At 35.7% G+C, this 14,534-nt stretch carries 10 protein-coding genes and 2 pseudogenes; 10 read left to right on the forward strand and 2 right to left on the reverse strand.

Features of this window, described 5'->3' with window-relative positions; all coding sequences use genetic code 11:
• The first annotated feature begins 628 nt into the window (after positions 1–628).
• Complete coding sequence (locus ACQKMR_RS27005) at positions 629–778, forward strand: hypothetical protein (RefSeq protein ID WP_427700031.1); 150 nt, start codon at positions 629–631, stop codon at positions 776–778.
• Between the two features lie 33 nt (positions 779–811).
• On the opposite strand, the gene ACQKMR_RS27010 is transcribed toward ACQKMR_RS27005, so the two are convergent.
• Entirely contained in the window at positions 812–1,075 is a 264-nt protein-coding gene (locus ACQKMR_RS27010) for a hypothetical protein (protein WP_056529736.1), read from the reverse strand.
• A 634-nt stretch (positions 1,076–1,709) separates the two neighbouring features.
• On the opposite strand from ACQKMR_RS27010, the gene ACQKMR_RS27015 reads away from it, so the two are divergent.
• From ACQKMR_RS27015 to ACQKMR_RS27030, 4 genes and pseudogenes are all read left to right on the forward strand, one after another.
• Positions 1,710–3,074, forward strand: a complete 1,365-nt coding sequence (locus tag ACQKMR_RS27015; RefSeq protein ID WP_427700032.1) for a TrkH family potassium uptake protein — start codon at positions 1,710–1,712, stop codon at positions 3,072–3,074.
• A 495-nt stretch (positions 3,075–3,569) separates the two neighbouring features.
• A complete protein-coding gene (locus ACQKMR_RS27020) occupies positions 3,570–4,136 on the forward strand; it encodes a recombinase family protein (RefSeq protein WP_427700033.1) in 567 nt (188 codons plus the stop codon).
• A gap of 742 nt (positions 4,137–4,878) precedes the next feature.
• Positions 4,879–6,109, forward strand: a pseudogene (locus tag ACQKMR_RS27025) (IS110 family transposase).
• Positions 6,110–6,375: 266 nt separating this feature from the next.
• Positions 6,376–6,780: a group II intron maturase-specific domain-containing protein gene (locus ACQKMR_RS27030; protein WP_427700034.1), complete on the forward strand. Its 405-nt coding sequence runs from the start codon at positions 6,376–6,378 to the stop codon at positions 6,778–6,780.
• Positions 6,781–7,609: 829 nt separating this feature from the next.
• Here the strand turns inward: ACQKMR_RS27030 and ACQKMR_RS27035 are convergent.
• Positions 7,610–8,122, reverse strand: a complete 513-nt coding sequence (locus ACQKMR_RS27035) for a DoxX family protein (RefSeq protein WP_427700035.1) — start codon at positions 8,120–8,122, stop codon at positions 7,610–7,612.
• Positions 8,123–8,679: 557 nt separating this feature from the next.
• Between ACQKMR_RS27035 and ACQKMR_RS27040 the strand changes: the two genes are divergently transcribed.
• From ACQKMR_RS27040 to ltrA, 5 genes and pseudogenes are all read left to right on the forward strand, one after another.
• Positions 8,680–8,904, forward strand: a complete 225-nt coding sequence (locus ACQKMR_RS27040) for a FeoA family protein (RefSeq protein ID WP_427700036.1) — start codon at positions 8,680–8,682, stop codon at positions 8,902–8,904.
• Positions 8,904–10,910, forward strand: coding sequence for a ferrous iron transport protein B (feoB, locus tag ACQKMR_RS27045; protein ID WP_427700037.1), 2,007 nt, complete (start codon positions 8,904–8,906; stop codon positions 10,908–10,910). The genes ACQKMR_RS27040 and feoB overlap by 1 nt, the downstream gene beginning before the upstream one ends.
• Positions 10,911–10,928: 18 nt before the next feature.
• Entirely contained in the window at positions 10,929–11,078 is a 150-nt protein-coding gene (locus tag ACQKMR_RS27050) for a FeoB-associated Cys-rich membrane protein (RefSeq protein WP_427700038.1), read from the forward strand.
• A 208-nt stretch (positions 11,079–11,286) separates the two neighbouring features.
• Positions 11,287–11,451, forward strand: coding sequence for a hypothetical protein (locus tag ACQKMR_RS27055; RefSeq protein WP_427700039.1), 165 nt, complete (start codon positions 11,287–11,289; stop codon positions 11,449–11,451).
• A 744-nt stretch (positions 11,452–12,195) separates the two neighbouring features.
• Positions 12,196–13,997 (forward strand): annotated as a pseudogene (gene ltrA / locus ACQKMR_RS27060) (group II intron reverse transcriptase/maturase).
• Positions 13,998–14,534 lie beyond the last annotated feature (537 nt).

Below are 14,534 nucleotides of genomic sequence, written 5' to 3' on the forward strand. Positions count from 1 at the left end.
CCCACGGGCAGGAACGTTCTACCCCGGCTACCGTTATCATATATCGATATAAAAAATGGTCAACCAGAAATTTCTGGCTGACATTATAATACGAAAGGGCAGGTTAGTTGAATAAGGTAATATTTGGATCAAGATAGATATAAGTAGAAAAGTTAATAACAAGGGGTGATTTTTTGGAGAAAAATATTGGGGATGTAGATTTTTTTAAACAAGTAGTAAAAAGACTTTGCAAAAATACAATATTTCCCCTCAGAAACCTAAATTTGAAATCATCGAGAACGTAATGGTTATTAGCATTAAGAACCATTTAAAAGATGGAGTAGACTTAGATTGTTTTAATATTTTAAACCTTATTTACCGAACAATTGGACCTTTAGAAGAGAGCTGAACAAACAAGAAATAGAATTATTGAGGCTTATGCAGAGTGTCAAGGCATTTTATTTTGATTATAGCAATGAAATGAATACCATTTGGCGATGAATTATTTTACTAAGTTTTTAATGTTTTTACTGATATATGCAAGGTTAGCAGTACACTAATAAAGTAATAAGGTTTACTTCAGTAAAATAAGGTATATTATATTTGTTGAATAGATTCTCTTTAAAGACAAGAAAAGTAGGTGAACAAAGTGGGAAAATATCAATTGGATACCAAAGGTCAGGTAGCTGTGACAAAGTTTCATGAAAAACAGAAGCCTGCCAAATTTGATAAAAAGCAGCATCTTGAAAAAATGCGTGCGGAGTATTTGAAAAAGAAGCAAAAACAAACAGATAAATAATATGAATGAAAACATAGGAAGACTAAAATCTCCCTATGTTTTTCTTATTCGAAGTTCTTTTTTCAATTGATGATAGAGTTTATTATTCCCATAAATTTCAGATTCGGTGACAAAAAACTCGTCATCAGATATCCATTCCTCACTAAAAATTTCAGTAGCTGAATCAATAGACCAGCCGTTATTTTGGATACACCAGTAATCTCCAGCAGAAATTTTTAAAACATTTGGATACTCACTTGGCTTAGGTAGCTGAATAAAAAGATAAGTCTCGATCTTTTCAGCAAGATACTTTCTCAACACCCCACACTCAAAGAAAGTCAGGGAATACCAATGCGCTGAATTTACTTCTAATAACTTAAAGGTAAACCAATGAGTAAACCTATAAAAAACCTACTATATCAACGTTTATAGGTTAAAAGGTTTACAGGTTTACAGGTTTACGCAATTATGGAATTCTTTATATAAAAAAATAGATAGATGATGAGTTAGAGTTAGCCTTAGACAAAATTAGCTTATCAATCATCATTAGAAAGTTTGAAAATCGCTTAGAATGAGTTTTGGAACAAATTCTATAAATTTAGAATTTTATTTATGAACTACAATAACAGATAAGCAAGTGTGTGTTTAATTTTGTTCAGCAATCGGGCCATTTAGGAGAAGCCTTAAACTAATAGCATTTAAGGGGTATAATTGCAATCAGGAGTAATTTTAAGGGCTAAGTAACTAAAGGAAGTAGCACCATGACTTTGACAAATGGCTTTTTTCTGAATAAGTTTAAACCTTTGCCTGTTTTTCTCGCCCTTGAGTGTTACCCTATTTTGTATAAAAAAAACTTAAAGCTACATAATACAAACAAAGTTAAAGGCAAGCTGTCTTTTAACAAAAAGATTAAGTAGTAAAAGGAATACGAAAAAAATTGAAGGGGTGCAATGTGAGTAAAGTACGAGTCTGGCTGGAAAAACGTTCGCCTGCCCAAATTATTACAGGCTATTATTTACTAGCAGTTATTATATCAATTCTACTATTTAGCCTTCCCGAAGTTTATAAACCTAGGGTAGAAGTGTCTTTTTTTGATAAAGTTTTCATGGCTGTCAGTGTAGTGACTGACACAGGTATGACCTTATTTAATATATCGGAAACTTATAGCGTATTTGGGTATTTTATTATTATGCTCGTGCTACAATTTGGGGGCATTGGCATTATGGCCATGAGCACATTTTTTTGGATACTTTTGGGCCAGAAAATTGGAATAAAAAAACGGCGTCTAATAATGATTGACAATAATCAGTTTGAATTATCAGGACTCGTTCGATTAGTTCGGGATATTCTAAAGATGATTCTCTTTATTGAACTTTTCGGAGGACTCATTTTGGGATTTTATTTCTTGAATTATTATCCTACTTGGAAGGAAGCATTTCTTCAAGGCCTATTTTCATCGGTTTGCGCGACGACAAATGCTGGTATGGATATAACCGGAGAATCTTATGTTCCTTATGCGAATGATTATTTTGTGCAACTGATGACGATTATACAAATTATCATTGGAGCAATTGGGTTTCCTGTATTAATAGAAGCAAAGGAATATTTATCAAGGAAAAAGAAGAAACGTGAATACCCTTTCCGTTTTTCATTATTTACAAAGTTAACGACATTTACATACGGAATTCTTCTTGTTATTGGGACAATCCTTATTTTGCTACTTGAATTTCAACATTATTTTAAGGATGTGTCATGGCATAAAGCGTTTTTTTATGCTTTTTTCCAATCAGCGACAACAAGAAGCACCGGATTTACTACAATGGATATTACAGAATTTTCAATGCCTACGCTTCTAGTTATGAGTGTTTTCATGTTTATAGGCGGATCTCCCAATTCTATGGGCGGTGGAATCAGGACGACTACGCTCGCTTTAAATCTATTATTTATTTATAACTTTGCGAAAGGAAAGCGTGATATCAAAGTCTTTAATCGTGAACTTCATCAGTATGATATTATGAAATCATTAGCCATTACGTTATTATCTATTGTCATGTGCTTCATATCGGTTATTGCTATAAGTATTTCCGATAAACAGCAGCAGCTTATTGCTATTTTTTTGGAAGTTTGCTCTGCCTTCGGTACAGTAGGCTTATCCATGGGGATTACCCCAGATCTTAGTATTTTTGCGAAATGTATTCTTATGATTTTAATGTTTATTGGAAGAATTGGTTTAACTTCTTTCTTTCTTATCATCGGAGGAGAAGGCAATAAGGAAGATAATTATCATTATCCAAAAGAGAGAGTTATTACAGGTTAACATCGGGTAGGTCTAGCACCGTGCCTACTGCATGGGGTAATACCAGCAAAGTTGTTACCACCCGCAATAAGAAGACATAAAAAATGATTAGCCGTATCAAAATAGTGGTGTAGTTGCAACTGAATAGATTATTTTTGTTACGATTATTGTTAAAAATCCCCATATTATAAAAAGGTAGTAAAGTTAAAAGCCACGGTTACTCTATTCCGCAATGGGCGCGATTGTTGAATAATGAGTAGTCACTTTTTTACTAAACAGATCATAACGTTCTATAAATGATTGGATGTAAATAATTAAGAAACCCAGCTAATCTTCTCATGTGAAGGTAGCTGGGTTTTAAAGTTGGAAGTGCAAAATAAGACTTAAAATAAGCGCAAGTTATCGGTCAAAGTGACACCCCACTCAAAATAACCCTTTGTAGAATCCGAAAGTTAGTCTAGAATTAAAATCCAAAAGTTGATTAACTTTTAGACAAGCGAGAAGAGGTTATACATAATGGATATTATTGGATATGGACGTGTTTCAACTAAAGATCAGGACTTGGCTTTACAGGAAGAGAAGTTAAAAGAGTATGGTTGCGAGAAGATATTTATGGAGAAACAGAGTGGTGCTAAATCTGATAGGGAAGAACTTGCTAAGGCATTGGACTATTTAAGAGAAGGTGACAAACTGGTGGTCTACAAGCTGGATAGATTAGCACGTTCCACCTTTGACCTACAAAAGATTGCTAAGGATTTAGAAGAACGTGGAATAGCTTTAGTATTCATCAAAGAACAGATTGATTTTAGTACCCCATCAGGAAAGCTAATGTTTACTATGCTGGGTGCTATTGCTGAGTTTGAACGTGATTTAATCAAAGATAGAACCACTGAGGGACGTGAGAGGGCAAAAGCTAAAGGAACTCATATGGGACGTAAGGGAAAGGACGAGAAGGACGTTAAAAAGGCTTTGAAGCTGTATCAAGAAAGAGAATCTAATGGATTAAGTGTAAATGAGATAGCTAAAATGACAGGCGTTCCACGTTCCACTATTTACGCTAAAGCGAAAGAGGCGAAACTCTAATAGGGGGTAGCATCAGGAAAATGCGTATTTACAACGATAAGCAGTTTGATACAAGTCTTATGAGACGTTATGAAGTCTTAATTTAATGCTATTTTGATTATGTACCAATAAGCTTTCCTCTATTGAAATTATAAAGTTTTCTAAGAAGAGGTAGCTGCGGTATCGTTAGTTGACTCATTTGTTGCTACAAGATTCTCACTCGAATTTGTGATTCGTAAGATAATTATTAATAAAATGAAAAAATATCTTGCCATTCTATCGTTAGTTACAGTCCTGATCAGGGCTGAAAAAATCAAAGTTTCCGTTAGATTGCCACTAAATAATAAATTTGAGATTTCTCTGAGAAGAATAATAATATAATTATCATTTAAGTCCATACAATTGTCTCACTCCTTCTTTAAAGCAAGTATATTCAAGAAATTGAAACAATGTGTGTGGAGTGATTGTAAATAAAAAAAGTCGATTTTCTCAAGAATCGACCTTTTTATAGGAGAAAACTTTCTTAGCGTTGTAAATCCGCATTTTCCTGACTCTACCCCATTATGAACTCTATTTTGTAGGTGATTGGATTGTGTCTAAAAAGGCTCTACACTATTGAGATTGTGAAAGAATGTACTTAAACTAAAGGGGCAGGTTAGCATTCCTGTAGAGCGTTATTTTTCAGCTTTGAAAAAAATAGGGCTCCTCAGTAAGATATGAGTAAGACACCACTCTAACTCAAAACCTTAGGAGGAACCCTAATATGAAGTTTAAAATGCAAGATAAACAAAATCAACTAATAGAGCGAATTTCTGATCGACATCTCGTTGTTGGCGTGGATATAGCCCAACAATTTCACGTTGCTCGAGCTGTAAATTATCGAGGAATCGTGGTAGGTGATCCTCTTACTTTCGAAAATAACGAAGAAGGCTTTAACAGATTTCTAGAATGGATTAATAAACTAAAAGCTAAAAACAGCTTAGACACAACGATTGTCGGTATGGAACCTACAGGTCATTACTGGATTAATCTATCGAAATGGTTATCTAACGAAAAGATTGATGTCGTAACAGTCAATCCTCACCTTGTAAAAAGAAATAAAGAAAATCGAGATAACACTCAGTCCAAAAGTGATAAAAAAGACGCTCTCGTGATTGCGGATATGGTGAAGAATGGATACTATGCCTTTGTTCGTTCAACTCCAGAGTCTTTTCGTCTCGTTAGTTCTATCAACCAATTAAATCGTTGGGTAGATGTAGTCTTTCCTAAGCTACGACAAGTGTTTAAAGATGTGAAAGGCAAAGGGGCAATCGCAACTCTACGATTATTTCCTACACCAATCGAGTTACAATCGATGCAACCTCAAGACATTGTAGGCAAATGGAAATCGGTAATGGAAGCGTCAGCCTGGGTTGAAAAAAGCTTATCTACTTATAGATTTAGCTAAACGTTCTATCGGAACGCACCAAGCACTTGATGCTTACAAGCTACATTTAGAACAACTACTAGAAGAGTATGATCTAGCTACAACGCAACTCGAAAGAGTGGAACAAGAAGTCACTAACGTGCTTCAACAAATTCCTTTCGCAAAGAAACTGCTGGCTATTAAAGGGATCAGTGAAATCTCTTTAGCTGGAATTTTAGGGGAAGCTGGAGATTTAAGTGGATTCGCCCATGGTAATTCCCTCCTTCGTCATGCAGGGTTACATCTTTCCGAGGCGAGCTCTGGTAAATGGAAAGGACAAATTGTTATTTCTAAACGGGGGAGATCCAGACTGAGGCGTTTCTTATACCTAGCGACGATGAGTCTTGTCATGAATAACCCTGAGTTTAAAGCGTTGCACGCCAATAATGTTAAGGTAAAAAAAATAAAGAAAATGAAGTCTATTATGAAATTATGCGGAAAGCTAGCACGGCTCTTTGTGGGAATAGCCAAAAGAAATGAATCCTATTCTCCAGAAAAATTACAACCTTTAACAACTCTGGCAGCGTAGTTTTATTGAATAAATCAAGCTTCACAGGTTCTCGAAGGGAACCAAACTAAGAATGGATGAACGGTTGATTTTCAGCTTTCTTTTATCGAATGTTGTCTTATTCGTAGGATTTCAAATATGTACGGAGTACCAGGTTTCTTCAACAAAAGGGCAATGTGACCCATCAGGTTAGCATAACTGGCCTCCACCCCTTGGATAGGCATGACGAAGGAATGAGAGGGCAATTGACCCGTTGAGACATGGGAGGGATAGCCTCCAGGGGCGGCGTGGAGAAGAGATTCAAAACCAAATTAAAGGTCTCAACTAGGCGAAATCGTGCCGGAAACTTTGAGGACATCGCGAAGGAAATCAATCAGAAAACTGTTGGATGGATAAATTATTATGGAATTAGTTTGATGAAGAAGTTCATTCATGATACGGCACAGTGGCTAAACCACAGATTAAGACAGTTTATCTGGAAAAGGTGGAAGAAAATCAAAACAAAATATTATCAATTAAGGAGATTAGGAATTCACAATGATGAAGCCTTGAAGGTAGCAAATTCCCGAAAGGGATATTGGAGAATTTCAGCCTGCGAAACACTTCACAAAGCAATTAAAACGCAAACGCTCATTAAATGGGGTTTAAAAGACCTTAACCATCTATATGAGCGTAGATACTTAAGTTATTGAACCGCCGTATACGGAACCGTACGTACGGTGGTGTGAGAGGTCGGCTAATTAAATAATAATTAGCCTCCTACTCGATTTGATTTACTTTTTCTTTCCACTGCGTTTGGGAATATTTATTGATTAATTGTGTGGGAAAGAAAAAGGCATGATTTCCTGTAGCTTAAAATAAAATCACGATGTTTGTAAAAAAGATGCAATGCTTTTTATTTATTGTAAAATGTTGGCTTGTGGGATTTTTTTGATCAAACTTTATTTCAAAGTAACAAATTTCAGTGCCGGAAATGTATTCAGTCTCCATCGATCAAGCCAAACGATTATCACGATATAAAAATATGTTGCTACTAGTAAAAGAAATAAAGTTTATTTGCCCTGCAAAGGGTGACATTCCCAATAATTCTCAAATTCGGAGCGTTAAACAATATATAAAGGGAAAGAAAATTGTAGGATTAATTTAAACCTAGACGTGGATAAATGCATGCTTGAGCCGTATGTGCCGAAAGGCACACGTACGGTTCTTAGGGGGGAAGGAGATAGTAATATCTCTGACCTACCCGACAAAAGCTGGAGATCACATCAAACGCTTACCTATTGCCAACAATTAGTTGAAGAGGAATTAAGCGATCTTAGGATTGAGACCATATTTTAGTTATTCCATTAAAGGGAGCGATTGCTAAATAAAGAGCAGTCGATTTTTACTAACTAGAGATTAGTTTAAGAATATTTAACTCAAAGAGGGTGAATAATCGTTTTTTTATAGTTTACTAAAAAACTTTTAGTTTAGTGATAAAATAGAACAACCCATCTCGAATTATGAGAAGGGCTATTTTCACTATGCACTTTGGGACAATTGTTCATTGTCGGCTTTTTTTAATATCAATTTATTTAGTATTGGTATAAACCAGCGATCGAGTCCAATTTTGCCAGCGTTTATTCCTGCCATAAGAATAAACATTCCTAGTAAAACCATTTGGGGATTGGTACTTGTTGTTCCTGATAACATATAAGCAAAGTTCATAGTAAGAGCCATTAGTATAGAAAATGAAGTGAAAATCCCCAAAATTAATCCAAGCCCTACTAAAAACTCTCCCCAAGGAACAATGACATTAAGAAGATCGACGTATGGAATTGCAACTTCTTTTAAAAAGTTTCCCCACCAAGGTTGAACAGCAGGGTGTTCACCAGACATATTTTTTACTGCTCCATAAAGAAAGCCACTTGCATCAAATTTTCCACTAGAGATTTTCCCCCAACCAGCATTTAACCACTGCCATCCAAGATAGAGTCGAAGTACAGTAAGTAGCAGGGATACATAACGGTTTTCCTTTAAAAATTGAATAAACAAAATAAAACCTCCTAAGTGAATCGAAAATCATTTATATTGATATTGATTATCATTATCAATTATTTTATTGTGATTATCAATAAGAATAAGGCACTAAATAATTTCTAGTTTTTAGTTAAATGTTCCTATTTTAAGCAAGTTATTTTAGCATAGAACTCAACTTATACGTCATCTACCTTGTTGTTAAAAAATTCTAAAGTTTTAAAAGAAAAAATTAAAAGCATACAAAACATTGGATTTACCAAGTAGAAAAAAATAAGTCACCCGCCATTATTAGGGAGAGAGACATGCAAAATCATTAAAAAGAAAATTACCATTATCCAACAAATGTTTTATATTCAAAATTATTAGATATATCAAAAACTGATATTGAAATAGTATAAAAAATAATTGAAATAATAAAGATAATCATTCTCAATTATGTTTATTTTGTGTATAATGACTTTAGTGATTATATTTGAATGTACTAGATAGATATTTTCACAATGTTAATTATTATTCTTTCTTTTTTAAAAAGGTAATTGGTTTTAAAAAATATTTGCATTTAGGTGATATTTATGTTGAGTCAATTAAAAATTGGTGATAAAGCAAAAATTATCGATATTTCCTCGACTGAGAAGCTTGTTCGTAGAAGACTCCTTGACCTCGGGATCAGCGAAGGCTCTGAAATTTGTATTAAATGTGTGATGCCTTTTGGTGGCCCGGTTATGATTGAATCATGTGGACAATGTATTGGAGTTAGAAGAAAAGAAGCAAATTGCATCGAGGTGGAAAAATATTAATGGAAATCGCACTATTAGGAAATCCGAATACTGGAAAAACATCATTATTTAACAATTTAACTGGCTCCTACGACTATGTCGGTAACTGGAGTGGAGTAACAGTTGAGAAAAAAATGGGTCAATTTAAAAATAAAAAGGATAAATTAATAGATTTACCTGGGATATATACATTTAATCCGTTATCTAAAGATGAAGGAGTTGTGACAAACTTCTTTCTTACAGATAAATTCGAGAAAGTAATTAATATTATTGATGCTTCTCAGCTTGAAAGGAATCTTCATCTGACAGTTCAGTTGATTGAGTTCGGTAAGCCAGCTATCATTGGTCTAAATATGGTCGATGTAGCTAAGCACCGAGGGGTTCAAATAAACCCTTCAGTATTATCAAAAGAATTAGGAATAAGTGTGACACCTATAGTAGCTCGAACAGGGAAGGGATGCGACGCTTTAGCTAATGCTGCTTCTGAGCTTAATATCGAAAATCATCAAACAAATATCATTTTTTACGGAAATGAAATTGAGAAAGCAATCGTAAATTTAGAGTCTCTTATTGGAGAACAAACGGAGCATTCAACTCGTTGGTTAGCTTTGCAGTTATTTGAAGGAAATCAATATGTAAAAGACTACATAAGTCAATTTCTTGATTTGAAATTATTAGATGGGTTAATTAATACTCTTCAACATGATGTCATCCAAGCCTATGGTACAAAGTCTCTTGAACAGTTTATTTATCAAAAGAGAAAAGAATTTATTCAAACAATTATGGAAAGGACAACGGAAAGAAAAAAAGAGAGTATTATTCCACTATCAGAGAAAATCGATCGAATTGTTACGAATAAGATATTAGGACTTCCGATTTTCTTAGTCATGATGTATTTCATGTTTATGCTTACATTCGATTGGTTAGGGACACCGCTATCTGATGGTTTAGATGATTTCATATCAGGTCCTCTATCGTCTGGAATTGATTCTTTATTAACTACACTTGGTGTTTCAAGCTTTATCCATGCTTTAGTCATTGATGGCATTGTAGCAGGTGTAGGTGGAGTATTAGTATTCGTGCCACAAATTATTATCTTGTTCTTCTTTATTTCATTGCTAGAGGATTCAGGTTATATGGCTAGGGTTGCCCTTGTGATGGACAGAATTATGGAATCTGTAGGCTTAAACGGAAAAGCATTTATTCCGATGATTATTGGCTTTGGATGCAATGTTCCAGGCATAATGGCTGCTCGTACAATTGAAACTCCGAGGGAAAGGTTATTGACGATCTTACTCACACCGTTAATGTCATGTTCTGCGCGCTTACCTGTATATGCTCTTTTTGCTGGTGCTTTTTTTGCAAAAAATAAAGCATTAGTTGTTCTATTCTTATATGTACTGGGAGTGGTCATTGCACTAATATTAGCGAAAATCTTTTCAAAATCACTCTTAAAAGGAGAGGCATCCTTTTTTATAATTGAACTCCCTCCATACAGATTACCTCAGCTTCAAGCGTTATGGAGAGGGACGTGGGATAAAGGAAAAGGTTTCTTACGGAAAGCAGGGACATTTATCTTTGCTGGGTCTGCTTTTATCTGGCTATTAACCTACACAGGTCCGGGTGGATTTAATGTTGAAATGGATCATAGCTTTTTAGCGAAAATTGGAGGATTAATTGCTCCTATTTTTGAACCCATTGGCTTTGGTACATGGCAAGCAGGTGCCTCATTAATTACTGGATTTTTAGCTAAAGAAGTAATCATTTCAACGATGAATATTATTTATTTCGTTCCAGATGCAGCTTCACTACAAGGATTAATGAAAGATCATTACACATCTTTATCGGCATTAAGCTATATGGCATTTATTCTTCTGTATATTCCTTGTCTTGCAACTGTAGCAACGATATATAAAGAAACAGGTTCAAAAAAATGGTCTGTTTTTTCAATAGTGTATGCATTAATAATTGCTTATTTCATTTCGCTTATTATTTATCAAGGCGGAAAGTTAATTGGATTATCCTAATTAAAGAGGTGAAAGAAAATGATAGCAAGCATCATTATTGGATGTGCAGTTTTTGGCTATGCCATTTGGGCATTGTATAAATTTATAAAACGCTCCAAGCAGGGAAAATGTGCAGCTTGTGAATTAAAAAAATCATGTTCCAGCCAATGTAGTCAGTTAAAATTATAATATTGATATAGGTCTCTCCATTTTTTTCCAACATAATATTAAAATGAAGAGACCTTTTTTTGTATAGGAAGTACTAGTAGTCCAATCATGCAGAGTAGTGAAATCTACTGGTGTCACCTATTGATTTCCGCCTTCAGCACCATCAAATTATGTATTTAAAAATCCAGATGCTAAAGCAAAAGCATCGAGTGGAGATTTTTTTAAAGAAGTGAGTGGGAAGATGCAGGATATTTTTAAAAAGTATGATAAAGGGGATATAGACGAGAATGGAGTCGTTAAATTAATTAATAGTGAAAATGCCCCATTACTGCCGAATAAGGAATATGAAATAGCCCTTCAACTAAGTGAGCGTAAAGCGAGAAAAGGTCAATAAAAGTTTTCATTTTTAGCAGCATTTTTGCATTTTCAATATCCAGTAATCGGGCGCGCGCGACAAGTTCTGTTATAAGCGTTTTCTGGCGTGAAAAACAGGAAGTTTACTAGATTAACTTCAACTTTACAACGGAGGATGGGAATGATAGAACCATGTTTCTTGAAACCATCCCGTCAATACTCCTGCATGCAACCAAGACTGACAGGTCATGGGGTGTGAAGCACAGGTAGATTCGGCAGAACGAAGGCTGGAGCCATTCTTTGAAAAAAGGTATGCCAACGGATATGCCGCACGGCTGAAAAACTAGATATGGTGAGAATCGTTCCACTATAAAGGAATTGACAAACTTCCGAAAGTAAGGGTCTAAAGATTGAACATAGGGAAACCTATGAGTCATCTAACGATGACGTGAGTGGTGTAGAGTAAAAATGCGCCCTCTGAAATACGCTATACCGAACGATGGCGGTATCCAGCTCACAGGCTTAAAGGAAGCACCTACGTTGTAAGGTACTTGGAAAGCAAGGAACGTTGAAACAAGGACTGTCATCCAAAACGGTTGCCATAAGGCATAAGCTGAAAGGCATTTATCCTTGTGAGGGTAGGGGTATGACTGATGAATCTCCTGTAATGGGATTGGAGGAACAGCCCCAAGTCTAACGAAAAGAACGATTGTTTTCCAAACGTGCATTGCACCGATCGGGTAAGAACGTGGGAACATCACTTCCGTAAGGAGGCGATGCCACAGTGCAAGCTTTACGATACTGGGATTACTACAATATGACGGATACTTTCACGGATTTATACGATAAAGCGAATCACCAGAGATCATTTTCTCATCTCTTTGATGTGATCACGTCTCGAGAAAATATTCTGCTAGCTTTTCGTACGATAAAATCCAATAAAGGATCAAAGACGCCAGGAACCGATGGAAAAACCATCACAGACATTGCAAAACTGTCCGACAATGATTTAGTGACAGAAGTCCAAAACAAACTAGAAAATTATCGCCCAAAAAAAGTCAGACGGAAATGGATTGAAAAAGCGAACGGTAAACTGAGACCACTCGGAATTCCATGTATGCTAGATCGAATTATTCAACAATGCTTTAAGCAAGTGCTTGAACCGATAGCGGAAGCCCAATTCTATAAACATAGTTATGGATTCAGACCTCTTCGGTCTGCACATCATGCGATGGCAAGAATCCAATACCTTATCAATCAAGCACACTTTCATTTTGTGGTTGACATCGATATTAAAGGATTCTTTGATCATATTAACCATACATTGCTTATAAAGCAACTATGGAACATGGGGATTCGGGACAGAAAGGTCTTAGCGTGCAGTTCTAAAATGCTAAAATCAGAAATCGATGGAGAAGGCGTACCCACGGAAGGAGCACCGCAAGGTGGCCTGTTATCGACGTTACTATCTAATATCGTCCTTAATGACCTAGATCAATGGGTAGCCGGCCAGTGGGAATTCTTCCCTTTGTCAAAACCCTATCAATCAAATTTCGGTGAAAGGTATGCCAAAAAACGTTCTAATCTCAAAGAGGGGTACCTAGTCCGCTATGCGGACGACTTTAAAATCCTCTGTAAAGATGGGGAAACGGCACAGAAATGGTATCATGCGGTACGCCTGTACCTCAAAGACCGTTTGAAACTGGATATTTCCCCAGAAAAATCACAAATTGTCAACCTACGAAAACGGGAATCTGAATTTCTAGGCTTTACCATCCGTGCAGATAAAAAGGGTAATAAGAGAGTGGCGCATACAGGTATTAAAGTCGACAAAAAGCAAAAAATCAAGAAAGAAGCGAAAGAACACATTCGAAGAATAAAAGCTTCGCCCTCTGCTTTAAACGCACTACTCTTCAATAGTTTTGTCTCAGGCATCCATCATTATTTCAAAAGGGCAACACATGTCAATCCAGAGTTCTCACGCCTTGCCTACGATCTGCAGGCCTTCATATATAATCGTCTCAAACAGGTCGGGAAATACGAACACCCATCTAATCCACCACAACGTATAAAAAGTTATACAGTTTGGGATTCAAAACGTTCAAAATTGCCAATGTGTATCTGTTTCCTATTGCGGACGTAAAAACGGTAAACACAATGAACTTCAGTCCAAAGCTTATACCTTATACAGAGGATGGAAGAGAACAAATACACCAAAAGCTTCGTCCAGATATCCAACAAGAAGTTGGCTTTCTTATGAAATCGACAATCCCGAACCGCAGTGTCGAGTATATAGATAATCGGATTAGTCGGTACAGTATGAAAATGGGGAAATGTGAAATTACAGGCATAAATTTGCCTGCCCACGAAGTACACTGTCACCATTACATTCCGTTACATCTGGGAGGAACCGATAAATTTCATAATTTACGAATCCTCCACAAGGAGGTACACAAGTTAATCCATCATACGGACAAAGAGATGATTGACGTACTCATAAGTAGATTCGATATGACTAAATCTATGATGGATAAGGTCAACAAATTCCGCGAAAAATGCGGATTACGATTGATCGAACAATCCTAAATACGTGAGTAACGAGGAACTTATGACCTAGTACATATCGTTAGATGGAACGCGGAGTTCTGGGAAACTAGCATGCTCCGTGCGGAGCAGGGGAAAAGCCGGAGATAACATCAAACGCTTACCTATTGCTAACTTTAAATGAGCAAGGATCACAAAAATTATCAAACTTTTTTATAAAAGGATAATTCAATTGAATATAGAAAAGGCGTGTTTTGATCAATCTTTTTTCAAAACACGCTATTTCTATTTGCTCTTTTATCAAGGTCTATTAAGTTAATTTAATCAAACTTTATTCCAAGGCTACATCTGTTGTAGCTTGGTAAAAAAGTTTGATAATTAATAATAAATCTGAGATCATCTCTCCTCTATAGGTTTCTTAGAGGTGAGATGATTTTTTTTATTGGATATTTATGATAATATCACTATAAAGATTGTGAAGAAATGTACTTAAACTACCATGAAAATTAAACACTAATAATCAGAAAAAAGACCATATTAAATAAAACGCAAGCTTCAATTTTTTTGAAAAAGAGCAGC

Origin of the sequence: Peribacillus sp. NPDC096540 (assembly GCF_050278525.1) — a bacterium.
In the GTDB taxonomy this organism is placed as follows: Bacteria; Bacillota; Bacilli; order Bacillales; family DSM-1321; genus Peribacillus.

Bases quoted from the DNA above. Each gene is read 5' to 3' on its own strand.
- feoB (WP_427700037.1), top strand. From the start codon at position 8,904: ATGGAAATCGCACTATTAGGAAATCCGAATACTGGAAAAACATCATTA.
- ACQKMR_RS27040 (WP_427700036.1), top strand. From the start codon at position 8,680: ATGTTGAGTCAATTAAAAATTGGTGATAAAGCAAAAATTATCGATATT.
- ACQKMR_RS27050 (WP_427700038.1), top strand. From the start codon at position 10,929: ATGATAGCAAGCATCATTATTGGATGTGCAGTTTTTGGCTATGCCATT.
- ACQKMR_RS27020 (WP_427700033.1), top strand. From the start codon at position 3,570: ATGGATATTATTGGATATGGACGTGTTTCAACTAAAGATCAGGACTTG.